Below are 23,663 nucleotides of genomic sequence, written 5' to 3' on the forward strand. Positions count from 1 at the left end.
GGCTTGTCGTTCGTCCAGTGCGGCGCGGTTTCGTACCGGCTTTGGTGGGCCGGGCGGTTGTATGCCTCACCGGTCGCGAGGACTCTGCCCACGTCAAGGCGGGCGGCCGGACGACGGTTTCTTGAGCCCGGCAGCCGGACGGGCCCGGGACGGGACGGTTTCGGTGCACGGGCCGGAGAGCCGGTCCTCGTGCGCAGGTTACGGAACCCCCGCCGGACGCGGGCGGGGGTGAGCCTGTTCGGCTTGGCCGGCTTCTCCCAGGGGCGCCGGAGGTCGGTGGCCCGAGCTGCGAAACCGGGGATTGGTCCACCCAAGTGTCTGCTCGAACAGGCGAGATGTGTGCTCCCAAGTCGAAGCGACGGAGGAAGGACTGCCAGCAGCGGTCCACATCGGCCGGGCTGGCGCCGGTGCCCGACCACCACAGCCGGACCGGCTTGTTCACCCCGCCACTGGGCAGTTGCTCCACGACCAGGCGGATGACGGCGCCCCCGATGATGGGCAGCGGTCCGTCGTGGCCGATCCAAGCGGCCCGCCGGCTCAGCCTCGGGTGCAGCCGGTCCCATGCCTGAGAGCCACCAGACGGCGACAAGCTCACAGCCACACCCGGAACCCCTGGGCCCGCCGATCCTACGATTGACCAGCTCAGACCCACGCTTGGGAGGCAGGACAAGCTCAAGGCGTGTTACTGATCCCGGGCCCTGAGCAGCGCCGGCCCTGATACTGGCGTTGTGTCCCGGAGTGCCGCCTTGCGGATCTCTAACCGAGCTGGGCGCGTCGGCAGGTTCCGGTGAATACGCGGCCGAGTTGGTCGTCCAGCGCGGCGAGGATCGCCGGTTTCGGTGTGCCGTCGGGGTCGATGTGCGTGTGCAGGGCGAGTCCTTCGGCGAACGCAACGATTCGCAGGGCCTGGTCAGCTGCGTCGCCCCCCTGAGTGACCTCGCCGCATATCGTGCCGTTGTTGATGGCTTGGGCGACGCGTGAGCGGATGCCCACGAGGGTCTCTCTCTGGACGGTGGCAAGGCGGGCGTTGTGCGCGGCCTGGTCTGCAAAGGCGCGACGGACCAGGAATTCGGCGCGGCGGGCGTCGTCGAGCGGTATGAGCTCGGTCAGCGCCTGCCGCAGCATCTCGGCGATGGTGCGGCCCTCGGTCTCGCCTCGGTTCACCAGCTCATCCACTCGTGTAGTAAAACGCCCGTTGACACGGGTGAACGTGGCCAGCAGCATCTCGTCCTTTGCCGTGAAGTAGTGCTGCACCAGGCCGACGGACATGCCCGCTTCTGCGGCGGTCCGCGCGACGGTCACGGAGGTGAGGCCGTGTCGCACGATCAGGCGTTGGACGGCGTCGGTGATCTGCCCATGGCGGGCGTCATGGTCTGCAACTCTCGGCACGTGAGGACGGTATCGCGTGCTATAACAGTACGGCCATATTGCTACCGGAGAGGGCCCCTGCGATGCTCCGACGACGCTCGACCCTGGGGAGCGCTCTTGCTCTCCTGCTGCCACCCAGTATGGCCACCGCGGGCCAGGCCAGTGACGGACAGCCGCCTGGCAGCCGCCGCGACCCGGCCCTGCAGGCCCTGGTCGACCAGGTGGTGGCCGACCCGAACCCCAACCCAGGCGCCTTACTGCGAGTCCGCCGTGGCTCGGACGACCGCTTCGGCGCGGCCGGCGTCGCCGACCGATCCGCCGGCACGCCGATGGCACCGGACCTGAAGTTCCGCACGGGGAGCGTCACTAAAACCTTCACCGCAACGGTCCTCCTGCAACTCGTCGCCGAGCACCGGTTGCGACTCGACGACACCGTGCAGAGCCTGCTGCCCGACCAAGTCCGTACCGACAACGCACTGTCCGGTGCGCCCATCACTGTCCGTCAGTTGCTCAACCACACGAGCGGGCTGTACGACTACATCGACGGGCTGCTTCCCCACTTCCGCAGCCTCGACCAGTACTGGCCCCGCGACCAGCTGCTCAGCATCGGTCTTGCCCAACCCCGGTACTTCCCGGCTCCCGGCACCCGATTCCGGTACTCCAACACCAACTACCTGCTGCTCGACTTGATCGTCGAACGGATCACCGACCGCGACCTGCGCACCAACCTCGAACGCCGCGTCTTCGCGCCCCTCGGGCTGCGCGACACCTCGTACCCGCTGGCGCAGACCGCCATCGACGGAGCCCATGTACACGGCTACGCGGACGTTTCGCTCCTGCTGCCGAACGCGCCGGACCCAACCCGGTTCGACGTCACCGCGTTCAGTCCATCCGAGGCTGGTGCATCGGGAGCCCTCGTCACGACCGCGGCCGACATCGCACGCTTCTACCGGGCCCTGCTGCAAGAACGTCTCCTGCCCCCGGACCTGCTTCGCCGGATGCTCACCGACACGGTCCCCACAACCGGCAGCGCCCCGCCCGCTGTCGCCTACGGCCTGGGTGTCTACGTCTACGCCACCGGCTGCGGCCGTGCGTACGGCCACGGTGGCACTGCACTCGGGTACCTGACCTTCGCCCTGAACAGCCGCGACGGGCACGACCAACTCGTCGCACACACCAACTGGAGCTCGTTCGCTGACAGCGGGATCGACGAGGACTTCTGGGTTGCCTTCCAGCGGGGTTACTGCGGAAGGCCTGAGTAGATCAGGCTGCCTTCGGCATCGCGATCCTGGAGGGCATGCGCGAGCTGCGCGTCCGCATCGGCGACGTGGAGGAGGAGGGCTCAGCTGGTCGGCGCGGGCTTTCTTGTCCAGCCGGGGTGGCGCCTTTCCGGGCCAGGCGCCTGGTCATGAGGGTGATGGCTGCCCAGGTGATCAAGGTCTCGGAGTGCTGGACGAGCCGTTCGCAGTCCCTGGCATGGCGACGTGCGTGCATCATCCAGTCGAGCGATCTCTGACGACCCAGCGCCGCAGCGCGGACTCCACTTACGCCGGGAAGCCCGTGGACGGCCTCGGGGTCTTGCCAGAGCCAGCTCGGACGCGGCGGTGGAGCTGGTCGCGCAGGGCGCCGACGACGCCGGTGGCGGCCCACCGCGGATCATCGCCACGCGGGCCTTCCCCCGGCGCACCATCCGCCAGTGCCTGGCCCGACACACCGCCGAGCAGAACACGGCCCCCGGCCGAGCCCTCGACTTCAACCGGCCGCCGCACTCCGGACACCGCCGCCCATGCGGACGACTACTCCGCTTGGCCACCCCTCCACGCCAGGACAGCGACTCCTCCGAGGGGAGGGGCCGAAAACAGGTTTTCAGTACTGTGACTTCGCATGAACGACACCGACGCCGAGATCGACACCGAGATCACCGCAGACCTGGTCCGCGACCTGCTGCGGGAGCAGCATCCAGACCTCGCGGGGCTGGCCATCCGCGAGGTGGCGGGCGGCTGGGGCAACCAAATGTGGCGCCTCGGGGACGAGTTGGCCGTGCGCATGCAGCGCATGGACCCCACCCCCGAGCTACAGCTCAAGGAGCGGCGGTGGCTCCCCGTGCTGGCCCCGCGCCTGCCGCTCCCGGTGCCGACCCCGGTGCGGTTCGGCGAACCGTCCGAGCGCTTCCCCAAACACTGGACCGTGATGACGTGGGTTCCCGGCGAGCCGCTGGACCACGGCTCGATCAGCCGCGGCCCCCACGCGGCCGATACCCTGGCGGGCTTCCTCCGGGCGCTCCACGTGGAGGCGCCCGCCGAGGCGCCGATCGCTGCGGACCGCCGCGGTGCCCATCCCAGGGACTGCACGGACGGCTTCGAAAATTTCTTCCAGGCCGTTGCCCCCGACGACATCGCTGCCGACGTCCGGGCCGTCTGGGACGACGCCGTTGCGGCCCGCGCGTGGGAGGGCCCGCCGGTGTGGGTGCACGGCGACCTCCATCCGGCGAACGTCGTCGTCTCGGACGGAACGCTCTCGGGCATCGTCGACTTCGGTGACATGTTCGCCGGCGATCCGGCCTGGGACCTCGCCGCCGCATGGGTGCTGCTGCCCGCGGGCACGGCCTCCCGGTTCTTCGACATGTACGCGCGTGCGGACGAGGCGGCGATCCGGCGCGCCCGCGGGCTGGCCGCGATGAAGAGCCTCTTCCTGATGCTCATGGGGCAGAACGGAGACCGGGGCCTGCCCGGCGGCAAGCCGACCTGGGGGCCCGCGGGCCGGGCGGCACTCGATCGCGTTCTGAAGCGCGTTTGAAGCACGCTTCTTTCCACTGGTTCTCGATCTTGGCCGAGGGCCACGGGCAGCGTACGGCCGTGCCTATTGGCATCCCCACCACGCGTGGTGATCGATGCACTCACGAAGGTGGCTCGGCGCCGGCCAGACTGACCTGGAGACCTTCGGCCTCGCCGAGCCGGCCTGCCGTCCCGGCTTCGGCGATGCGGGCGATCAGGTCGTCGCGGATCTCGGCAAGCCGCGCCCGTCGGCCCGGGTCAGGTCGGAGGAGCGGGCATCTGACACAAGCGCAGGTGCCGATGGCGGCGCCCGGACGTTCACTTCCGCCTTCTCGTCGGCCTCACCGATGCGCACCGGTCCTCGGCTGACCGGGCGGTCCGCCCGACTTGCCCCTGACACCGACGTCAGGTTTTAGCGTAGGGGGCGTCGGCGCTCGCCGAACCTTCACCCACTGACCTCACGAACGGCCGGTTCAGGCCGCGTGGAAAGGCAGAACGTCATGCGCGCAGTCCGATACCACCAGTACGGCGGTGTGGAGACCCTCGTGGTCGAGCAGGCGCCGGACCCGCATCCCGGGCCCGGCGAGATCCGCGTCCGCGTCGCGGCGGCCGGCGTCAATCCCGTGGACTGGAAGGTGCGTTCCGGTGCGGTGCGCGAGGTGCTCCCCGTTGACCTGCCCGCGATCCCCGGGCGCGATGCCGTCGGCGTGATCGACGAGACCGGCGCGGGCGTGCAGGGGGTGAGCATCGGCGACCGCGTCTTCGGGCTGGGCGGCGTCACCGGCGCGACAGCGGAACTGGCCGTGCTCTCGGCCTGGGCCCACGCGCCCACCACGTGGACCGACGAGGAGGCCGCCGGCGCCGCCCTGGCATCCGTGACCGCGCTGGGCGGGCTGAAGGCGCTCGGTCCCCTGCATGGGCGCACCCTGCTCGTCGAGGGCGCCGCCGGAGGCGTGGGCAGTGCCGCGGTCGAGATCGCGGTGGCGCGGGGCGCGACCGTGATCGGGACGGCCGGCGAGCGCAACCACGCGTTCCTCACCTCCCTCGGAGCCGTGCCCACCACCTACGGCACCGGCCTCGCGGAACGCCTGGCCACCCTGGCCCCGAACGGTGTCGACATCGTGCTCGACACCGCGGCCTCCGGCTCCCTGCCCGACCTCATCGCGATCGCGGGCGACCCTGCTCGCGTGTCGACCATCGCCGACTTCACCAATGCGAAGCGCCTGGGCGTGCATCTGGCCAACGCGGAGAACGACTCCACGCTCCTCGCCGAAGCGGGCGAACTCGGCCGGAAAGGCCGCTACACACCGCGCATCGAACGGACCTACCCCATCGAACGGATCGCGGAAGCGCACACCTACGCCGAACGCGGACACACGCAGGGAAAGATCGTGGTCCGCATCTGAGCCCGTCCCACCGCTCAGCACTTCCCGCGGCTCCGGCCGCGGGAAAAGTTCAGCGAAGACGGAGCCGGGCCGGGCCGGGCGGCCGGTGCGGTGGACGTCCCCCGTTCGAGGATGCGGCCGCGGTCCGGCCCGATGACGCGGTCGGCGCGGCGGGTACCGGCCGGCCGGTGCGTCACCAGCACGGTCATCCGGCCCGCTGCCAATTGCCGCATGGCGGCGAAGAGGACCGCTTCGGCGCGGGCGTCGAGAGCGACGGTGGACTTCGTCCATGACGAGCAGTGGGGCGTCGCGGTGGAAGGCCCGTGCGAGGGCGATGCGCTGCCACCGGCCGCCGGAGATGTCCTGTCCGCCCCACCACGAACGGGCCGGGGAGGTGTCGAGTCCGGCGGGGCGGGCGCCGAGGACGAGGTGCACGCGGCGGCCGGTCAGCGCGCAGCCAGTCACGGCCCCGGCAGGCCGGCCTGCCCGGCCACCACCGGGGCCGGACGGCCGGGACGGCGGCGTGCAGTGCGGCTGCGGCCCGGCCGGGCCGCAGCGGCAACAGTCGGATGGCGGTGACGGCCGCCGACAGCCACCGCTGTGTCCCGGGCCCGGCGGCCGTCGTCGCGGCGGCGGCGGCGGTGCGGATGATGCTGCCGGACACCCAGCGGCCGAAACGACACCCCCGTGACCGCACAGCGCCGAACCGCAGCAACCTGTCCGCCCGGAGCGCCGTGCGCCTGCGGGCCCAGCCCTGCGACCCGAAACGCCGGACCCGGTTGCGCAGACGTGGAACCACATGGCCTCCGGAGCGCCGGCGAAGAAGGCCCCTCGGGGGTGGCGGAACGAGCGCGCTACGACCTGCGCAGTTTCTGATGGCGGACCACGCCCCAGGGGCGGCGCAGCAACGCGAGGTCGGTGAAGGGGTCGCCGTCGACGAGGAGCAGGTCGGCCGGGGAGCCGGGATACACGCGCCCGGCGGCCGGTCTTCCGAGGGCGTCCGCCGCCGTGGAGGTCGCCGCCCGGAGCGCCTGGAGCGTGGAGAGACCGTAGTCCCTGAGCGTGGTGATCTCGTCGACCAGGCTGGGGTGGGCCATGCCCGGGGCGCCGGCGTCGGTTCCGGCGATGACCGGGACGCCCGCCTCGATCGCCCGGGTGACGCTGCGCCGGTGCGCCTCGACCACGTCGCGGGCCTTGCGCACCGCGTAGTCCGGGGCCTGCCCGTCCGCGATCCGCCGGTACACCTCGGCGGTGGGGCACAGAACGGTTCCCCGCCGCACCATGTCCTCGATGACGTCGTCGGCGAGGAAGACGCCGTGCTCGATGGTGTCGATCCCGGCCCTGACGGCGTTGCGTACGCCCTCCTCACCGAGCGCATGGGCGGCCACGCGCCGTCCGCGGCGGTGCGCTTCGTGCGCGAGCGCGGCAAGTTCCTCGTAGGTCAGCTCGCTCGCCCCGACCTCTTCGCCGTGGGTCTGGCCGTAGACGCCGCCGGTGGCCGCGGTCTTGATCACTCCGGCGCCCTTGGCGACCTGTCCGCGGACGCCGCGGACCACCTCGTCGGGCCCGTCGCAGGGGATGCCCCAGAAGGGGTCGTGGCCCCCGGTCATGATCACGGTCTGTCCCGCGGCAACGATCGTGGGCCCGTCGAGGTGTCCCCGGTCCACCGCCCTGGCCAGGGTGACGGCGATGTCCCAGTTGCCGCCGAGATCGCGGACGGTGGTGATCCCCGCGGGCAGGTAGGCGCGGGCGTGTTCGGCGGCGCGTACGGTGGTGAGCTGTTCGCCGTCCTGGTCGACGTGCGTGGCGGGGTCGGGGCTGCCGTCCCACACCAGGTGGACGTGGCAGTCGATGAGGCCCGGAAGCACGGTGCACCCGGCGAGGTCGACCTCCAGGTCCTCGGGGCCGGGGCGGGCCGCGCGGGGGCCGGTCACCTCCCGGACGACGCCGTCCTCGCAGACGACATCCGCGGGGCGTGGCTCCGTGGCCAGGCCGTCCCAGACACGTCCGTCGCGGAGTATCAGCGCGGGCGCCATGTCAGGGCCGTCCCGCGACGACGGTTCCGCCCTGGATCACGGCACGCAGGTGCCGTTCGGGCTCCGCGAGGATCTCGGTGTCGGTGGTCGGGTCGCCGTCGACGAGCAGGATGTCGGCGACCGCACCGGGAGAGAGGGTGCCGAGCTCGCCCTCGCGGCCGAGCAGCGCGGCGGCGGTCACCGTGGCCGCGCGCAGTACCTCGTTCGCGGGCTGCACCCGGCCGCGTATACGGAACTCCTCGCTCTGGTGAACGTGCATGCTGCCGAGCAGGTCGGTGCCGAAGGCGATCCGGACGCCTCCCCGGTGGGCCAGGTGCAGGGCGTGCAGGCCGGCTTCGAGGACGTCCTCCACCTTGGCCTGGCTGGCCGGGGGCAGGCCCGCGGCGGCTCCCTCCCGGTGCAGGTACTCGTAGGTCACCAGCGTCGGTACGAGGAACGCCTGGTGCTCGACGAAGAGCCGCACGCTGGAGTCGTCGATGAGGTTGCCGTGCTCGATGCAGCGCACCCCGAGTCCCAGGCCCCGGTTCACCGCGCGGGCGGTGTACGCGTGTCCCGTCACGTAGCGATTGGCGTTGCGTGCCTCCTCCACGGCCGCCAGGACCTCCTCGTCGGAGAACTGCAACGAGTCCACCCGGTCGGTGGGCGAGGCGACTCCGCCGGAGAGCATCAGCTTGATGTGGTGGGCGCCGGTGCGCAGTTGGTGCCGTGCACCGCGGCGCACCTCGGCGACGCCGTCGCAGACCACGCCGATGCTGGGACAGCAGGCGTGGTCGTCCAACACGTGCCGGCCGGCGCCGCGCAAGTCGGCGTGGCCTCCGGTCGGCGACAGCGCCTTGCCGCCGAAGACCACCCGGGGGCCGGGCCAGAGCCCTTCGGCCACGGCCGCGGCCACGCCGTAATCGGCACCACCGACGTCGCGCACGGTGGTGAAGCCGCGGTGCAGCATGCCCCGCAGGATTCTGCTGGTGTGGGCGGCCACGTAGGATGGCGACTGCTCGGCGACGTCTCCGAGATCGGCGCTGGCGGCGCTGACGTGCACATGCGCGTCGACGAGACCGGGTACGAGATGGCGGCCGGTGGCGTTGATCTCCTCGGCCGACTCCGGCGCCCGTAGTGTGGCCCCCACTTCCTGGATACGGCCGTCGTGCACGAGCACGTCGGCGGTCCGCGCTTCGCCGGTAGCAGCGTCACATACCACGCCGCCACGGAGGATGAGAGTGTTCGAGGTCATGAGCTCCCTTCCCGTAGCAGAGCCAGGCTCCTGGCACGCCATATGGTGTCAACAAGACACCGTATATGCAACAATCATTGCGTCCAGATGGGCATGAACACCGGCATGAACACCGGCATGAACACCGGCACGAACTCCGACGGGACAGGGGCCGGGACGGCCCACGAGCAGACGCTGCCGGACTGGGTCAGGTCCAGGCTGGGCCGTCGGCGCCCGGCCGCCGGCGCACGTCGGGTGCTGTCGGCGATCGCCGCCCAGCCGCAGCAGATGTCCTACGCCAGCACCTCCTCGGTGGCGGCCGCGGCCGGAGTCAACGTCGCGACCGTGGTGCGCACGGCCCAGCAGCTGGGCTTCAGCGGCTGGCCGGCCCTGCGGGCGGAGATCCGCTCCCGTTACCTGTCGGGTCTTTCCGCCTCCGAGGTGCTCAGCGAGCACCACGAGGACGCCGGCCAGGGGCCCGCGTGGGCCACCCTCCGCCGTGACCTCCACAACCTCAAGGACCTGGCCAGCCTGCTGGACGAAGCGCAGGTGGAACGGGTGGCCCGGACCATCCACGGGGCGGGCACGACACTCGTTCTGGCCTCCGGCAGCTTCGCCGCCCCCGGCCTTCAGCTCTCGCACCTGGCGCAGACCATCGGCCACGACGTGCGGCTGCACCGGGTGGGCGGCACCGCCCTGTTCAACGCGGTCTCGCTGCTGGGGCCGCAGGACTGCCTCGTGGTCTTCCAGGTGTGGCGCACCCCGCGCGAGATCCTGCACGCCATGCAGGTGGCTGCCGCGGCCGGCACGCCGATCGTGCTGGTCAGCGACCAGGCCAGGGAGGAGGTCAGGGAGCTGGCCGCCGAGCTGGTGCCGATGCCCAGCGAGGGGGCCAGCATGTTCCCTTCGCTCGTGGCCGCGACCACGATCGTGCAGGCGGTCGTCGCCGCGCTCGTGGCGTGCGATCCGGCCGCCGCCGCGGAGTGGAGCGACGGGGTCGAGCGGCTCTGGTCGCGCTTCGGTCTCTTCCCCGACCCCGAGAATCTGCAATGACTATTGCGATTCGGTGGCCGAAACCTGTCTTATAGGGAACACCCGCACCGTCGGGTGATCCGCCGGCCTACCGGGTGGCCTGCCGGGTCCCACGCGCCCGCACGGCCGACCGTCGATTCCCGGAGGCGTCCATGCAGACGACTCATGTCCTCACACTCGTGCTGTACCTGCTGCTCATGGTGGGCATCGGTATCTGGTTCAGCCGCTCCAAAAAGGTCGCGACCAGCGACGACTACCTTTTCGCCGGCCGCAGCCTGCCCCGCCCCGTGATGATCGGCACACTGCTGGTCACCTGGGTCGGGTCGGGAACGATCATCGGCGGTGGCAGCTTCGCCTACAGCTACGGTCCGCTTGCCTCGATCTTCTTCCTCGCGGGCACGCCGGTGGGCATCGTGGTCCTGTACTTCCTGGCGCGGCGCATCCGCCGGCAGACGACCCATACCGTCCCCGAGCTGCTGGAGCGCCGCTACGGCGTGACCGTCCGCATGATCGCGGCCGTCATCACCGTGCTGGCCTACACCGGCATCACCGCCTACCAGTTCACCGGCGGTGGCCAGATCGTCAGCCTGATCACGACGCTCTCGCCGGAGCAGGGCTCCATCGTGGTGGCGGTGCTCGTCGGCTTCCTCGCGGTGGGAGGCGGCCTGAAGTCCGTCGCCTGGAGCGACTTCATCTCGGCCCTGATCATCGTGGGATGTCTCCTCGTCGCGCTGCCCATGGTGCTGCAGGTGGAACTCGGCGGTCTCGGCCAGTACTGGCAGGACCTCCCCGACGACCGGTCCTCGCTCAGCGGCGGTCTCACGCCGCTGCAGCTGCTGGGATACTTCCTGCCGCTGTTCCTGCTCCTCCTGGCGGACCAGAACATCTACCAACGGCTCGGTGCCACGCGCAACGAGTCCGAGGCGCGCAAGTCGACCGGTGGCTTCTTCCTCTCCAGCTTCCTGGTCACGGTGCCCGTGGCGCTGCTGGGCTCGGCCGCGTTCCTGCTCATGCCCGACATCGCGCCGGATTCGGCGGTCCTGGCACTGGGCAGCGAGGGCTACCTGCCTGCCGTGTTCGGCGGTCTGCTGCTGGCCGGAGCGCTGGCCTTCATCATCACCACCGGCTCCTCGTTCCTGCTCTCCGGAGCGGGCAACCTGACCTATGACGTCACAGAGCGGCTGTTCGGCGTGCAGCTGAGCGACCGGAAGCGACTGGCGGTCCACCGGCTGTCCGTGCTGGGAATCGTCACCGTGGCCTACGTTCTGGGCCGGTTCTTCCCGGCGGTGCTGGAGCTGCAGATGTACTCCTACACCGTCTATGGCGTCGCCATCGCCCCGCCGGTCCTGGCGATCTTCCTGTGGAAGCGGGCCAGCAAATGGGGCGCGATGAGCGCCATGGTGCTGAGCACCGTCGTGACCGTCATCTGGGAACAGCTGGACCAGCCCTACGACCTGAACGCGGTGCTGATTTCCCTGCCGGTGTCGCTGATCACGCTGGTCCTCGTCAGCCTCGCGGTGCCCGACCGCGGGACACGCCCCGACGACGCGGCCACCCACGCCGCCCCCGCACCGACCAAGGAGTGACATGTCCCTGGACCTGACCGCCTTCCGCGTACTCAGCTTCGACTGCTACGGCACGCTCATCGACTGGGAAGAGGGCATCAGCGCCGTGCTGGCGGCCTGGGCCCGCGGGCAGGGTCTCGGCCAAGGCCCGGAGACGCTGCTGGAGACATACGCGGACCACGAGGCGGCGGTGATGCGCGAGCACCCGACGTGGCGCTACCCCGAGGTGCTGGCGGAAGCGTTCACCCGGACCGGCTCGTCACTGGGTACCGAGGTCGGCCGTGAGTGGGCCGAGCGCCTGGGCGGCTCGGTCCCCGACTGGCCCGCCTTCCCGGACTCCGCGGACGCGTTGGCACGGCTGCGTCGCCACTACGACCTGGTGATCGTGAGCAACGTGCACCGCGACGGGTTCGCGGGCAGCAACGCGCACCTGCGCGGCGACTTCACCCGGATCATCACCGCGGAGGACGTCGGTGCCTACAAGCCGGCGGACCCGCACTTCGAGGAGCTGGACGCGGTACTCGAAGGCCTCGGTCACGGACGCGGGCAAGTGCTGCACGTGGCACAGAGCCTCTTCCACGACCACGTGCCGGCCCGCCGCCGCGGACTTGCCTCGGTGTGGATCAACCGGCGCCACGACCGGCCCGGCTGGGGTGCCACTCCGCCACCGGCGGAGGAGTGGCACTACGACGCCGAGTTCCCCTCCATGGCCGCGTTCGCCGACGAGGCGGACCGCCAGCACGCCTGACCGCCCGCCCGGTTCCGCGGCGGCCCCCGCCCTCGCCGCGGAACCGCAACGGCAGAACGAACGGCGTTGCGGATTCCGCTGCTCGGGCAGCCATCCGCCAGGCACCAGGCGATGCCGGGCCCGCACCGGCTCGCCGGCACGGTGGGCACGCCGGGCGCCATGGACCTCGGTGCCGGGCAGGTGCCGCGCAGCAGAACGTGGCCGGGGTGGTGCTCCAGAGCCCAGGACGCACCCGCCGATCAGGCCGGATGACCCTCCTGGTGCCCGCGGGCGCTGGGCCTGCGGGCCGGGTGGACAAGCACGACGAAGCTCCTGGTCGAGCGAGTGATCTTGGCCGTGAACTCATCTACCAGGAGCTTCACCTCTGTCCGCACACCGCCCCATGCCAACACCAGCCTCCACCAGCCAGGTTGGAAAAGGCTCAGAGGCTGGCCCCCTGAACACGACGCCCGGTAAGACCACCACACACCCGGAAGGGTTGCAATGCAACTAGGACCTGTCCGGGCGATCATGTGACTGTCTGATGCTCGGCTCGTAGCCGGGGAAGGCGCACGTGTGCATGGTGGCCGAACCGGAGGCGGTGAGGGCGGGGGCACGTGGCGCTGGATCATCGTCCATGGACACTCGCGGAGCCCGCGCGGGCGGTAGCCGACGTGACGCTTCGGGTACCCCGCGTACGTACGAGTCACCGGCCCGACGACACCATCACGTGTTCCCGGTCGATCGGCCGACGGCCCGGCCGCCGCTCTGGGTGCGCCGACGCCCGCCCGGCTGCATAGGGTGTCTCCCGTGCCTGGCGAGACTGACCTGCGACGGCTTCTGATCGAGATGCGGCCGGAGATGAATCCGGGGCGCTATGTGTTCACCACCGTGGCCGGTGGCATCCCGCCCGGGGTGACCCCGGTCGTCACGGTGGCCGAACGCGAGGGCCTCACCCTGGTGCTGCGGCAGGAGGACGCCGAGGCGGCGGGGCTGGCGTACGACTACGTGGCCGGGTGGCTGGTCCTGCGGGTGTATTCCGCCCTCGACGCGGTGGGTCTGACCGCCGCCGTCGCCCATGAACTCGCGCGAGCCGGGATCAGTTGCAATGTGGTGGCCGGATTCCACCACGACCATCTCTTCGTGCCGTACGAGGTGGCGGACCGTGCCATGGACCTGCTCGAAGGGCTCTCCCGCAGATCGGCGGCCGAAGTCGCGTAGTAGCCTCAGCGGTTTGTCAGGGAGGGGCTTTCGAGGTGCTCGCGACGAGGGTGCCGGGCCCCTGCCGGGCGCTCCGGGCCCCTACGTTCCCCTCCCGCCGTCGGGAGAGGATGAAGGAATGGCGGACAGCGTGCGCACCTCGGAGACCATCGAGGTGGTGGGGGCACGGACCAACAACCTCCGTGATGTCACCGTGAGCATCCCCAAGGGCCGGGTGGTGGCCTTCACCGGTGTCAGCGGCAGCGGTAAGACTTCCTTGGCGATCGACACCCTGCACAGCGAGGCCCAACTCCGTTACTTGGAAGGTCTTTCGCCGTTCGTCCGGCAGTACATCACCCAGCGCAACCGCCCCAAGGTGGACCGGATCCTCGGCCTCGGCGCCACCCTCGCCGTCGACCAGCGCCGGCTCAACCGCAACCCTCGCTCCACCGTTGCCACCATCACCGGCATCGACGGCCACCTCGGACTGCTCTACTCCCGGCTGCCCGGCATCGGCCCCGACGCGATTCCCGGCGACGGCCATCTCAGTACCGCCCACTTCGACCGGCACACCCCGGAGGGAAGCTGCTCCGACTGCCACGGCGTCGGCGGACGCTGGCAGGCACGGGAAGAACTCATCATCACGCACCCGGAGTTGCCCCTCTTCGACGGAGCCTCCCCCTGGTACGCGAAGTGGCGCTCCGGCGAACACGCCTTCATTCCCGCACTGGCCGAGAAACGCGGCGTGGACCTCGCACAGCCCTGGCAGTCGCTGCCCGAGGGCTTCCGGCACAACGTGCTGTACGGCACGGGTGACGAGAAGATCGAGGCGACCGTCGACATACCGAACAAGAACGAGACGTCCTCTTGGACGTACACCTCCAGCGAGCCGCTGCGCGGAGCGCTCGCCGAGGTGGAGAGGGTCTTCGCGAACGCGGCGACACCCAGCGCCAAGGAGCGCTATCTGCCGTACATGCGCAAGATGCCCTGCACCACCTGCGGCGGCACCGGCTACGACGCGGTCGCCCGGTCGGTACGGCTCGGCGGGCTCGCCTACCCCGAAGTGCTGGAGGCCGACGTCCGCGAGGTACGCGCCTGGGGCGGCCGGGTCACCTCCGGCCTCGGCACCGGACAGCGCGCGGTCGGCGAACCTCTTCTCCAGGACCTCGCCCGCAGACTCCGGGTGCTGGACCGCCTCGGCCTCGCCCATCTCCAACTGTCGCGCGGCGCGGCCACCCTGTCCGGCGGCGAACTCCAGCGCACCCGGCTCGCCGCCCAGCTCAGCACCGAACTCAGCGACATCATCTTCGTCCTCGACGAACCGGGCACCGGCCTCCACCCCGCGGACAAGGCCCATCTGCTGGACATCGCCCTGGAACTGCGCGCCGCCGGGAACACCGTGCTGCTGGTCGAGCACGATCCGGAACTGATCGCCCGCGCCGACTGGGTGATCGACATGGGACCGGGCGCCGGACGGCTGGGCGGCGACGTGCTCGTCTCGGGCAACCCTGCGGACGTTGCCGGGCACCCCCGCTCGCTCACCGGCCACTACCTCGCCGGGAAGGGACCGAGGTTGCGCCGTACCCGCCGGCCAGTCGGGGAGGAAACCCACTGGGTGGAGCTGCACGGGCTGTCCGCCCACAACGTGACAGCGGACCTGGTCCGCTTCCCCGTGGGCCGGCTGACCTGTCTGACCGGGGTCAGCGGCAGCGGCAAGAGCAGTCTGCTCGGCGCGCTCGGTGCCGGGACGGAGGCTGCTCTGGCAGGAACGGCGGCCGACACCGTCCGCCGGGTCACCGGGAACGAGCGTTTCAGTTGGGTCGCCGTGGTCGACCAGGAGCCGATCGGCCGGACACCCCGGTCCAACCCCGCCACGTACAGCAAGGCGTTCGACATCGTCCGCAAGCTGTTCGCGGAGACCGACGCGGCACGCAAGCGCGGCATCAAGTCCTCCTGGTTCTCCTTCAACACGGCTAACGGCGGACGCTGCGAGACCTGCACCGGGTACGGCCGCAAGCTGGTCAACATGCACTTCCTGCCGGACGTGTGGGTGGTCTGCGACGTCTGCGAGGGCCGCCGCTACACGCCGGAGGCCCGGGAGATTACCTACGAGGGGCTGACCATCGACGGGGTGCTGGAGCTGACCGTCGCCGAGGCCGTCGAACGTCTCACCGGACAGCGGCAGTTGGCTGAGGCGCTGGAGGCCATGGACCGAGTCGGCCTCGGCTATCTGCAACTCGGCCAGAACGCCACGGAACTCTCCGGCGGCGAGGCACAGCGCCTGAAGCTGGCGTCGGCGATCCAACGCGGATCGGCGGGCCGCAAGACCGGACTGGTCGTGCTCGACGAACCCGTCTCCGGTCTGCACCCCTCCGATATCCAGCGCATGGTGGACGCCTTCGACCTGCTGCTGGACTCGGGCAACACCGTGGTCGTCGCCGAGCACGACATCCCTGTCGCGGCCTCTGCGGACTGGGTGATCGACCTGGGACCGGGCGCTGGCCCGGACGGCGGTGCGGTCGTGGCGGCGGGCACCCCGGACCAGGTCGCCGAAGCCGACACCCCGACCGCCGACTTCTTCCGCCGGTACATGGCGGGCCTGCCGCTGCTGGGCGGGGTCGGCGACCACTGAGGCACCGGTGGCGCCCCGCGTCCGGCCGTTGCGTGCACGGTCAGGCGCGGGGCGACGCCAGTTCCACGACGGTGATGTCAGAGTCGGCGCCCAGCCGGACCGGCGGCCCCGGAAGCCGGTGCCCCGGGTCACGTGGAGCAGGGTGTCCTCGTGCCAGCTCAGCCCGGCGACGAACGGGTTGGCCAGGGCAGTGAGATGGGTGAAGGGCCAGAGCTGGCCGCCGCGGGTGTGGCCGGACAACTGGAGATCCACCCCGTACCGGGCACTGCTGGCGTCACCCCGGGCTGCCGCGGCCGCGGCGTCGTGGCCGACCGCGCAGGCCCGGGGAAAACTCGGAGAACTCATCCAGCACGCCGCCACCGGCTCCCCGCAGGTCCTGCGCCGCCACGCCGCGCCCCGACACGGCGGTCAGGCGGATTCATCCTGTTCGAAGGGCGGGATGTCGTCTGGGGCCATGTCTGGGGCGTAGGCGGCGGATGCGCACGGGGTGTCGGCGGCCGCGGTCGAAAGTGGTGTCGGCGTCGAACTCGGCGAACTGGTCGGGGGTGACACAGGTGAAGACGAGCGAGTCGAGGCTGCCCCAGTGGGTGGTGATCCTCATCCCGGCCCAGGGATGGCCAACGCTGGACGGTGTCAGGAGGCGGGCGAGGTCCTCGCGCACCGTCGGCAGGAGGGGAGTGCTGCGGGCGGTCAGCCGGAGGATGCCGGTGGTGTCGTAGCGGCCCAACAGGAGCGTGTCGGGCCGCTCCAGCGGGCTGGTCACCGCACCGATCACGGCCTCGGCGGTGTGTTTCGCGCGGACCTTCAGCCAGCCGCGACGGCCGGGCTGGTAGGTCTGCGCCAGACCCTTGGCGACGACTCCCTCCACCCCCACGGCGGTCCAGGAGCTCATCCACTCCTGAGCCTGTGCGCGGTCGGTACTGGCTGGGGTCAGCGACCACGGGGCCTAGGGGCTACCCAGGAGCTCGGTGTCGCCGCGCTGCAGGAGGTCGAAAGCCACCAGATGCGCAGGCTGCTCGGCGGCCAGCCGTCTAGGAGCTGTCTGGGCGATCATGTGACTTTCTGATGCTCGGCTCGTTGATGTGGGGATGGAGCGGGGCGATCTCACGGATGCGGAGTGGGAACGGCTTAAGCCGTTTCTGCCGGTGAGTAACGGGCGTTGTGGCCGGTGGCGGGATCACCGGCAGGTGATCGACGGGGTCTTGCACCGGGTGCGGACCGGGGTGCAGTGGCGGGACCTTCCCGAGCGGTTCGGCCCGTGGAAGACGGTCTACGAACGCCATCGGCTGTGGTCGGCCGAAGACACCTGGGAGCGTTCGCTGGGGGAGGTCCAGGCCGCGGCCGATGCCGCGGGGGAGGTCGACTGGGACGTCGCGGTCGACTCCACCGTTGTGCGGGCCCATCAGCACGCGGCCGGAGCCCGTGCCGATCCGCCGCCGGTCCTGGCGTCAAAAGGGGCCGACGGCGCCGAACATCAGCCCGAGACGTCGTGGGAGAGCCTCGTCGCCCGCCTGGTGGAGGTGGTCCAGGAGGCGAGGGCCTGGGCCGCTCGCGGGGCGGGCTCACCAGCAAGCTCCACTTGAGCGCCGACGGCCACTGCCGCCCGCTGTCCCTCATCGTCACTGGTGGACAGCGGGCGGACTGCACGCAGTTCCAGGCGGTGCTGGAGAAGATCCGCGTGCCGCGAACCGGGCCGGGCAGGCCTCGAAAGAAGCCCGACAGCCTCGCGGCGGATAAGGCATACAGCAACAGTCCGTGCCGCACCTATCTGCGACGCCGGGGTATCCGGCACACCATCCCGGAAAAGACCGACAGCCAGGCTGCCCGCCTGCGCAAGGGCTCACGAGGCGGACGGCCACCCGGCTTCGACGAAGAGCGGTACAAGAAACGGAACACCGTTGAGCGTGCGATCAACAAGCTCAAGCAGTCCCGAGCCGTGGCTACCCGGTATGACAAGCGCGGCTACGTCTACCTCGGCACCGCCACCGCAGCGGCCCTGGTCATTTGGCTCCGCACATGATCGCCCGGACAACTCCTCACCGCGGAGCGCCGCGGCAGTGAGGTCTCCTGGACCGACGTGCGGCCTCGGACGGATGTCCACGAGCATGCGGAACGGGGCACCGCGTGCAGCCCCCTACGAGCCGGCTGCTCTCCGAGCGGACTGCCGCCGCGACGACACGCACCATGCACCGTTCATCCCGGGCCGTGCTCTGCTCTCCTTCCGACGCCCCACCTGCACCGGGCGTGACATCGCTGAGTCCGTGACCCGCTCAGCGCCTCCTCTGCCCCACACACGCTGGCCAGCAAGCGAGATCACGCGGGACGAACCGGAATATAAGGGTCCGATTCGCCGAGCAGGCACCGCAGAAAGAAGCTCGGCCCCTGCCTGCGTTTCCGCAGGTCAGAGTCCGTTTGTCGAGAGTGGCGGCGCCAGGATTCGAACGTGGGAAGGCTGAGCCGGGCGATTTACAGTCTGCCCAACACAAGCCCCCGACCAAGCATTTCTCACATCTTGGCGCCCGCCACCCCACAAATGCCCCACGGGCCCGCCCTCGCTCGCCTCGGCTCGCAGTCGGCGGCGCCCTACACCAAGCCGACTTATGGACTACCCTTGGTACATGTCGATGAAGCGCACGAACGTCTACGCCGACCCGGAGGACCTGGCCATCATCAAGGAGGCGGCCAGGCGCCGGGGCATCAGCGAGGCCGAGATCATCCGCCAGGGCATCCACCTCGCCGCCATGGCCAACCGCGTCTGGGACGAGCCGCTGTTCTCGCGCACCTTCGAAGGACCGGGCCGCACACCATCGAAGACAGAGGTCCGCGACACGGTCGCCGACGCCGTCCACCGCGAGACGAACACCGGAAACGCCGCGTGATCATCGTCGTCGCCGACACCTCCGGCCTGCTCGCCGCCCTCGACGCGGCCCATCCGGAACACGGCGCGGCCAACGAGGCGATCACCGCCGCGGGCCTCCTGGTCATGTCCCCGCTCCTGCTCGCCGAGCTCGACCACGTCGCCACACGCGAACTCGGCCGCGAAGCCGCACTAAGCTCGATCGACGACATTCGACACTGGATGCACCGCGGCCGCATCGTCGCCCCGGAGATCACCGACGACCACCTCGCCACCGCTCAGTCGCTGCGCCGCCGCTACCGTGCCCTCGATCTGGACCTCGCCGACGCCGTGAACGTGGCACTGGCCGCCGAGTACGACACCGACGCGATCCTCACCCTCGACCGACGTGACTTCCGCGCCGTACGCCCCCTCGGCCGGCACAAAGCCTTCCGCGTCCTACCCGACGACCTTCCCCTCTGACACAAGCCCCTCGGGCCCGGGCACCGCCCGTCACAGGCGCCTGGGCAGCCACACACCCACTTCACGCACCTGGCCTGGCGCGACGACAAGCAGAACGCGAGAAGCAGCGTGGACTCGCGCCGCTCGTGAGGGCGTAAGCACCAGGCCCGGATCGCCACGTCTTCGACCAGCTACATCCCATACTCCTGGTCGAGTTGAACGCGGCCGGGGCAAAACGACTGGGCGCGTGCCTGCAAAGAAGGAGGTTCCCCGGTCGGGCGTCTACGAATGGCGAAGCCGCCCTCATCACCGCCCTCATCACCGCCCCCATCAGCCCAGGCAGGTTCGCGACGCCCTGATCGCTGCGGCTGCGGCTGCGGCCCAGCTGCCCGGGATCCCCTCAGCTATGGCCCCGTCATCCGTTGACGTTGCCGTCAAGCACCTTGCGAGGGACTGTCAGGTCTGGAGGAGTCACGAGCCACGTCGATTTCGTTACGGAGCTCCTCCAACTCCTCTGCATTTGGCACGAAGGGCGCGGAGCAGGTCTTCAGCACCTCAAGCTTCTGGCTGCTCCCCCATTCGTCCCACGCCTCCAAGGACGAGGCATACCGAACGATCACCCCCCTTTCGTATTCTCTAGTGGACCACCGTTGCCAGGACTCCCAGCGCGTCACTCGACGCGAATCCCCAGTTCGCTCACTTTCCACAATGATCGAATCTACGATTCGACGATGCGCCGCCGCAAGCCTGGGACTACCGAAATACGGCTCTGGCGGCTCCTCATCGTCGAACTTCAAGCGCACCAACGCTGAAGCCAGAGTCTCCAACTCCTCAAGAGTCAATTCCACCTGCACAAACGTCTCCCGAGCCGCCCCGTAAATGATCTATCGCGTGGTGAATGACCTGCTCATTCTCCTGCTACCCGGCGATGGCGCGATTATGGAAGTGGGCGATGCCGACCATGGCATAGTGGACGCCGTCGCCTTTTAGGGGGCACGCCTTGAATCGGCATGCCGCCATCGATGGATCTCTCAGCGCAGTGGCTGCGGAGGCGAAAAGCAGACGCATGTGCGAGACGCACTCCCGTCAGAGACCCAAATAAAGCATCGGATCCACTAGGGTAAACCCGGGAAACACTACGATCCTGAGCTCACACTTGAATCCGGGGACATCGACTTCCACAACGACTCCACGCTCTCCGTCTCGCGAGTACAGCAGAATCCGATTTACCTGCTCACGATAAAATTCGATATCGCGTCTGCCGGCCGATTCCCTCGTCAGACGTACAGACCTGGCGCCGACATCGAAGCTCAGCGTCACGAACTCGCCAGCGTGACCCACCGGAATCTCGACTCGCCACACGTCGGGATCTTGTTCCGCAGGTTCAGGAACGGAGCCAAGCACTTCAATGAAATCCGAATCCGTCGGAATTTCCATGGCGTCACTTGCCATAGCCTCTACCTCCCACAGGGATCATCGTAGTGAGGCGAACTCCACTATCCGTTACCTCAAAGTTGGCGCGAATCAACAGAGCCCATGTGGCTCATAAAGAACCGGAGGAAGCCGCCGCACCGACTCCAACAGCTTTCCGCCCGGGACCCACCCTTGTTCTCCGCGCTCGACTGCATCTCAAGCAGCACGCTGAACTGATTCGACTTACACGGTAGCCAGGGGCAGTGGAATGAAGCATGGCCATCAGAGAGCCCCCCATCTTGCACCGAAGGCACCCATGGACCCACGAAAATCCTCGTGAGACCACGGGCCTACCGCTGCGTTTGCGCCAAAGGGCATCACGAAGAGCCCCGGTCATCCGTAGGCACATGGCCCGCTGTCACCATACCGAAGAACGAACACTCCACCACAACTCGGACCGCAGGAAAATACACCCAAAATTCCGAGCAGGATTCCACAATACCCGGCAGGCAAGAAAGGGAGGCTTCAAGCCCTATCTTCACGCTCGGAATCGCCAGGCTCCCCCAAAAGAAAATAAGACTATCAGCATTCGGGGCAAACCGCCGAAAGGCGGCGCCTAGTTCGATGGAATGCAGATCGGTCGAATCGAGCACCACGCTATCAGCCACCGAACCCCACTCGATAGTGCCGTCGGAGTTGCGCGCGTAGCGACTCAGACTTTGGCGTTCGTAGCGGAGGTGCTGGTTCAGATCCAACAACTCTACCCCGGGCCGCCCAACCCACACCACCCGCCGATTACTTTGCCGACCTTCACGAACCACTCGCACCATGGACCTCGGCAGGAGATCCGGTCGGGTTCCATATACACCGTCGAGCGTCACGAAATACCGTCCAGCATTCTCGCAAAATCTTCTTCTGTCCCACTCCAGGGAACGGCCCACTTGCGCGCAGAATCCCCCCTTCCGATTTCCACGTTGATATGGGGCCCCTTCACTGGATCATAATCCATCCTGAACCTCTTAAATTCACCATTCACCCGAGTAGTGAACCCCACAACCCTACCGTAGGTCGTCGACGAAGATTCGAGACGGCCAATGTACGGCTGTCGAGTCGCCGGATCGATCTCACCTAGCAACTCGAGCGCCTCGTTTCGAGCCTGCTCGAAAGTATCAAACCTCTCCAGAACAACTTCCTTGCACCCTCCGGAATTGTGCACGAGTACCGGTGTGGTGCCTCCGAGCACGTAATACGTGTGGAGGCCTTCGATGGTCAGGTTGTGGACGGTTGTGCTTGTGGTCCAGTGGTCTGTGGTGGTGACGCGTGCCTGGGTGCCGGTGTCGGTGTGGAGGTGGGTGCCTGGGTGGAGGTCTGCGGCGTTGAGCCATTGGCCGTGGCCGGGGGTCCAGTAGGGGTGTTCTGCGGTGGAGGTGAGGGAGTGGGTGTTGCCTTGGGTGTCGGTGATGGTGAGGGTGACGAGGTCCTTGTCGCCGCTGTTGGTGAGTTCGGCCGTGACGGTGCGGGGGCCGGTCTCGCCGGTTGCGGGGTCGGTGGCGAGGATTTCTTCGCCGATTTCCAGGTCTTCGACGGCCTTGGTGGTGCCGTCGGCCATCAGGACATGGGTCTCCGGCAGGAAGCTGTTGGAGCCGGCGCAGCGGCTTCCTCTGCGGACGGCGTTGCCGACAAGGCCCTGGACCTCGTCGAAGACCCTCAGTGCCTTGCCCCAGGGGAGATCGGTTGCCGCCCAGACGCAGTCTTCCCCGCTTCTTTCCCCCACGCAGCCCTCCCAGGCTTCCGGGTCCGGGAAGATCAAGGAAGTGAAGAATCCGAGGACGCGGTCGGGTATGGAGCCCTCGCGTCGTTCCATTTCCGCTTGCCAGCGGGTTTCGGAATCACCCGGGTAGCCGCAGGGGACTTCGACGGTGCACTGGTCGCGGGCGTCGGCGGGCCAGGAGATCCGGGATATTGTGCTGCTGCCGCCGCCCCGGTTGCTGCTCCGGCGGTAGTTGCCGACCGCTTTCTGGGCGGTGTTGGAGACGTTGCTGACCGTTTCCCTGATCTTGTCGAGCAGGCCGCCGAAGAAGAGGCCGGTGGGGTCGGAATAGGTGACCGGGTTGTTGTTGGCGTAGGTGTAGCCGTGGATCTGCTGCGGGTCGGTCAGATCCATCACGGGGTCGAGGGAGATGAAACGGCCCAGGCCGGGATCGTATTCGCGGGCGCCGAGGTGGGTGAGGCCGGTCGCGGTGTCGGTCGTTCCGCCGACGAAGCCGCGCGTGCCGGCCCAGGTGTCCGGGGTGTCGCCGCGCAGGTTGCCGAAGGGCAGGGTGCGGCGCTGGGTGAGTTCGAGGGTGTCGGTGGCGATGGCGAGTTGGCCGGTGCCGTGGTGGTCGGCCATGGTGATGCTGACGGACTCGTCATCGGCGATGACGGCGGTGTGGCCGCCTCCGAGGTCGAAGTAGCGGGTGGCCGTCGGGATCGCGGACCCGGTCGGGAGGGTGACCTCGGTGTGGTCGCCCAGGTAGAGCGTGGTTCCGGTCGGGGTGCGGCCGATCAGCCGGTTGCCGTCTGCGTCGTAGAGGTACTCGGTGACCTCCCCGTTCGCCTCCTCGACACGGGCGAGGCGTCCCTCCGCGTCCCAGGTGAGTTCCTGGGTGTCGCCGCCGGTCTGGCGGGCGATCGTGTTGCCGCCGGCGTCGTAGGCGTACTCCTCCAGCGAACGGACGCCCGGGGCTTCCTCGATCACGGAGGTGAGGGTGTGCGGCTGGGGCGTTCCGGGCTCGGGGTAGGCGTAGGTGCGTTCGGTGTCCTGCTCGTGCAGCGTTTCCGTCAGCCGGTTGCCGACCTCGTCGTAGGTGTAGGAGTGCCAGTAGGGTGCCGGGCCGCCCATGGAGTCGGCGGTGGGGGTGTCCGCGCAGTCGGTGGCGGACTGTGCCCACGCTTCGGTCATGCGGCGCAGGTAGTCGTAACGGAAGCACTGAACGGCCCACTTCGTGGCGGCCGCCGGAAGTTGTCCAGTTCCGCCCGCA

The 23,663-nt window shown here is 69.1% G+C and carries 17 protein-coding genes and 4 pseudogenes; 11 read left to right on the top strand and 10 right to left on the bottom strand.

Annotated features, from left to right (window positions below):
- Positions 1-83: 83 nt before the first annotated feature.
- Both STBA_RS38800 and STBA_RS14245 read right to left on the bottom strand, forming a co-directional pair.
- Positions 84-571, bottom strand: a pseudogene (locus STBA_RS38800) (transposase); the annotation flags it as partial.
- A gap of 185 nt (positions 572-756) precedes the next feature.
- On the bottom strand, positions 757-1,389 hold the full coding sequence (locus STBA_RS14245; protein WP_077059610.1) for a TetR/AcrR family transcriptional regulator: 633 nt from the start codon (positions 1,387-1,389) through the stop codon (positions 757-759).
- Positions 1,390-1,508: 119 nt separating this feature from the next.
- Here STBA_RS14245 and STBA_RS14250 point away from each other — a divergent pair, with 119 nt between their 5' ends.
- Entirely contained in the window at positions 1,509-2,630 is a 1,122-nt protein-coding gene (locus STBA_RS14250) for a serine hydrolase domain-containing protein (protein WP_077059611.1), read from the top strand.
- A 115-nt stretch (positions 2,631-2,745) separates the two neighbouring features.
- Here STBA_RS14250 and STBA_RS36500 read toward each other — a convergent pair.
- Positions 2,746-2,897, bottom strand: a pseudogene (locus tag STBA_RS36500) (IS5/IS1182 family transposase); the annotation flags it as partial.
- Positions 2,898-3,252: 355 nt separating this feature from the next.
- Here STBA_RS36500 and STBA_RS14260 point away from each other — a divergent pair.
- Together STBA_RS14260 and STBA_RS14270 are read left to right on the top strand one after the other, a co-directional pair.
- The gene (locus tag STBA_RS14260) at positions 3,253-4,164 is read left to right on the top strand and encodes an aminoglycoside phosphotransferase family protein (RefSeq protein WP_077059612.1); all 912 of its coding nucleotides are present in this window, start codon (positions 3,253-3,255) and stop codon (positions 4,162-4,164) included.
- A gap of 478 nt (positions 4,165-4,642) precedes the next feature.
- The gene (locus tag STBA_RS14270; RefSeq protein WP_077059614.1) at positions 4,643-5,548 is read left to right on the top strand and encodes an NADP-dependent oxidoreductase; all 906 of its coding nucleotides are present in this window, start codon (positions 4,643-4,645) and stop codon (positions 5,546-5,548) included.
- An 833-nt stretch (positions 5,549-6,381) separates the two neighbouring features.
- Here the strand turns inward: STBA_RS14270 and STBA_RS14275 are convergent.
- Both STBA_RS14275 and STBA_RS14280 read right to left on the bottom strand, forming a co-directional pair.
- On the bottom strand, positions 6,382-7,563 hold the full coding sequence (locus tag STBA_RS14275) for an amidohydrolase family protein (RefSeq protein ID WP_077059615.1): 1,182 nt from the start codon (positions 7,561-7,563) through the stop codon (positions 6,382-6,384).
- Between the two features lies 1 nt (position 7,564).
- The gene (locus STBA_RS14280; RefSeq protein WP_077059616.1) at positions 7,565-8,794 is read right to left on the bottom strand and encodes an amidohydrolase family protein; all 1,230 of its coding nucleotides are present in this window, start codon (positions 8,792-8,794) and stop codon (positions 7,565-7,567) included.
- Positions 8,795-8,899: 105 nt separating this feature from the next.
- Between STBA_RS14280 and STBA_RS14285 the strand changes: the two genes are divergently transcribed.
- The 5 genes from STBA_RS14285 (at position 8,900) to STBA_RS14305 (ending at position 15,929) form a co-directional block, all read left to right on the top strand.
- Positions 8,900-9,826 (top strand): MurR/RpiR family transcriptional regulator, encoded by a 927-nt coding sequence (locus STBA_RS14285; RefSeq protein WP_171987705.1) that lies wholly within the window; start codon positions 8,900-8,902, stop codon positions 9,824-9,826.
- Between the two features lie 131 nt (positions 9,827-9,957).
- Positions 9,958-11,391, top strand: a complete 1,434-nt coding sequence (locus STBA_RS14290) for a sodium:solute symporter family protein (protein WP_077059617.1) — start codon at positions 9,958-9,960, stop codon at positions 11,389-11,391.
- A 1-nt stretch (position 11,392) separates the two neighbouring features.
- Positions 11,393-12,118, top strand: a complete 726-nt coding sequence (locus STBA_RS14295; RefSeq protein WP_216355927.1) for an HAD-IA family hydrolase — start codon at positions 11,393-11,395, stop codon at positions 12,116-12,118.
- Positions 12,119-12,907: 789 nt separating this feature from the next.
- The gene (locus STBA_RS14300; RefSeq protein ID WP_077059618.1) at positions 12,908-13,318 is read left to right on the top strand and encodes an ACT domain-containing protein; all 411 of its coding nucleotides are present in this window, start codon (positions 12,908-12,910) and stop codon (positions 13,316-13,318) included.
- Between the two features lie 118 nt (positions 13,319-13,436).
- A complete protein-coding gene (locus STBA_RS14305; protein ID WP_077059619.1) occupies positions 13,437-15,929 on the top strand; it encodes an excinuclease ABC subunit UvrA in 2,493 nt (830 codons plus the stop codon).
- A 40-nt stretch (positions 15,930-15,969) separates the two neighbouring features.
- Here STBA_RS14305 and STBA_RS38805 read toward each other — a convergent pair.
- A pseudogene (locus STBA_RS38805) lies at positions 15,970-16,187 on the bottom strand (metallophosphoesterase); the annotation flags it as partial.
- 160 nt (positions 16,188-16,347) lie between these two features.
- Positions 16,348-16,821 carry a hypothetical protein gene (locus STBA_RS14315; RefSeq protein ID WP_077059620.1) on the bottom strand — a complete coding sequence of 158 codons (474 nt, stop codon included), beginning with the start codon at positions 16,819-16,821 and terminating at the stop codon, positions 16,348-16,350.
- 196 nt (positions 16,822-17,017) lie between these two features.
- Between STBA_RS14315 and STBA_RS35710 the strand changes: the two are divergent.
- The 3 genes and pseudogenes from STBA_RS35710 (at position 17,018) to STBA_RS14335 (ending at position 19,248) form a co-directional block, all read left to right on the top strand.
- Positions 17,018-17,949 (top strand): annotated as a pseudogene (locus tag STBA_RS35710) (IS5 family transposase).
- A 598-nt stretch (positions 17,950-18,547) separates the two neighbouring features.
- Positions 18,548-18,808 carry a CopG family transcriptional regulator gene (locus STBA_RS14330; RefSeq protein WP_077059623.1) on the top strand — a complete coding sequence of 87 codons (261 nt, stop codon included), beginning with the start codon at positions 18,548-18,550 and terminating at the stop codon, positions 18,806-18,808.
- On the top strand, positions 18,805-19,248 hold the full coding sequence (locus STBA_RS14335; RefSeq protein ID WP_077059624.1) for a PIN domain-containing protein: 444 nt from the start codon (positions 18,805-18,807) through the stop codon (positions 19,246-19,248). Before STBA_RS14330 ends, STBA_RS14335 begins: the two co-directional genes overlap by 4 nt.
- A gap of 1,065 nt (positions 19,249-20,313) precedes the next feature.
- Here STBA_RS14335 and STBA_RS37145 read toward each other — a convergent pair.
- The 3 genes from STBA_RS37145 to STBA_RS39475 form a co-directional block, all read right to left on the bottom strand.
- A complete protein-coding gene (locus STBA_RS37145; protein ID WP_143659481.1) occupies positions 20,314-20,679 on the bottom strand; it encodes a hypothetical protein in 366 nt (121 codons plus the stop codon).
- A gap of 338 nt (positions 20,680-21,017) precedes the next feature.
- Positions 21,018-21,395 carry a hypothetical protein gene (locus STBA_RS37150; protein ID WP_143659482.1) on the bottom strand — a complete coding sequence of 126 codons (378 nt, stop codon included), beginning with the start codon at positions 21,393-21,395 and terminating at the stop codon, positions 21,018-21,020.
- A 122-nt stretch (positions 21,396-21,517) separates the two neighbouring features.
- Complete coding sequence (locus tag STBA_RS39475) at positions 21,518-23,524, bottom strand: polymorphic toxin-type HINT domain-containing protein (RefSeq protein WP_366510797.1); 2,007 nt, start codon at positions 23,522-23,524, stop codon at positions 21,518-21,520.
- Between the last annotated feature and the right edge of the window lie 139 nt (positions 23,525-23,663).

Origin of the sequence: Streptomyces sp. MP131-18 (genome assembly GCF_001984575.1) — a bacterium.
Taxonomy (GTDB): domain Bacteria; phylum Actinomycetota; class Actinomycetes; order Streptomycetales; family Streptomycetaceae; genus Streptomyces; species Streptomyces johnsoniae.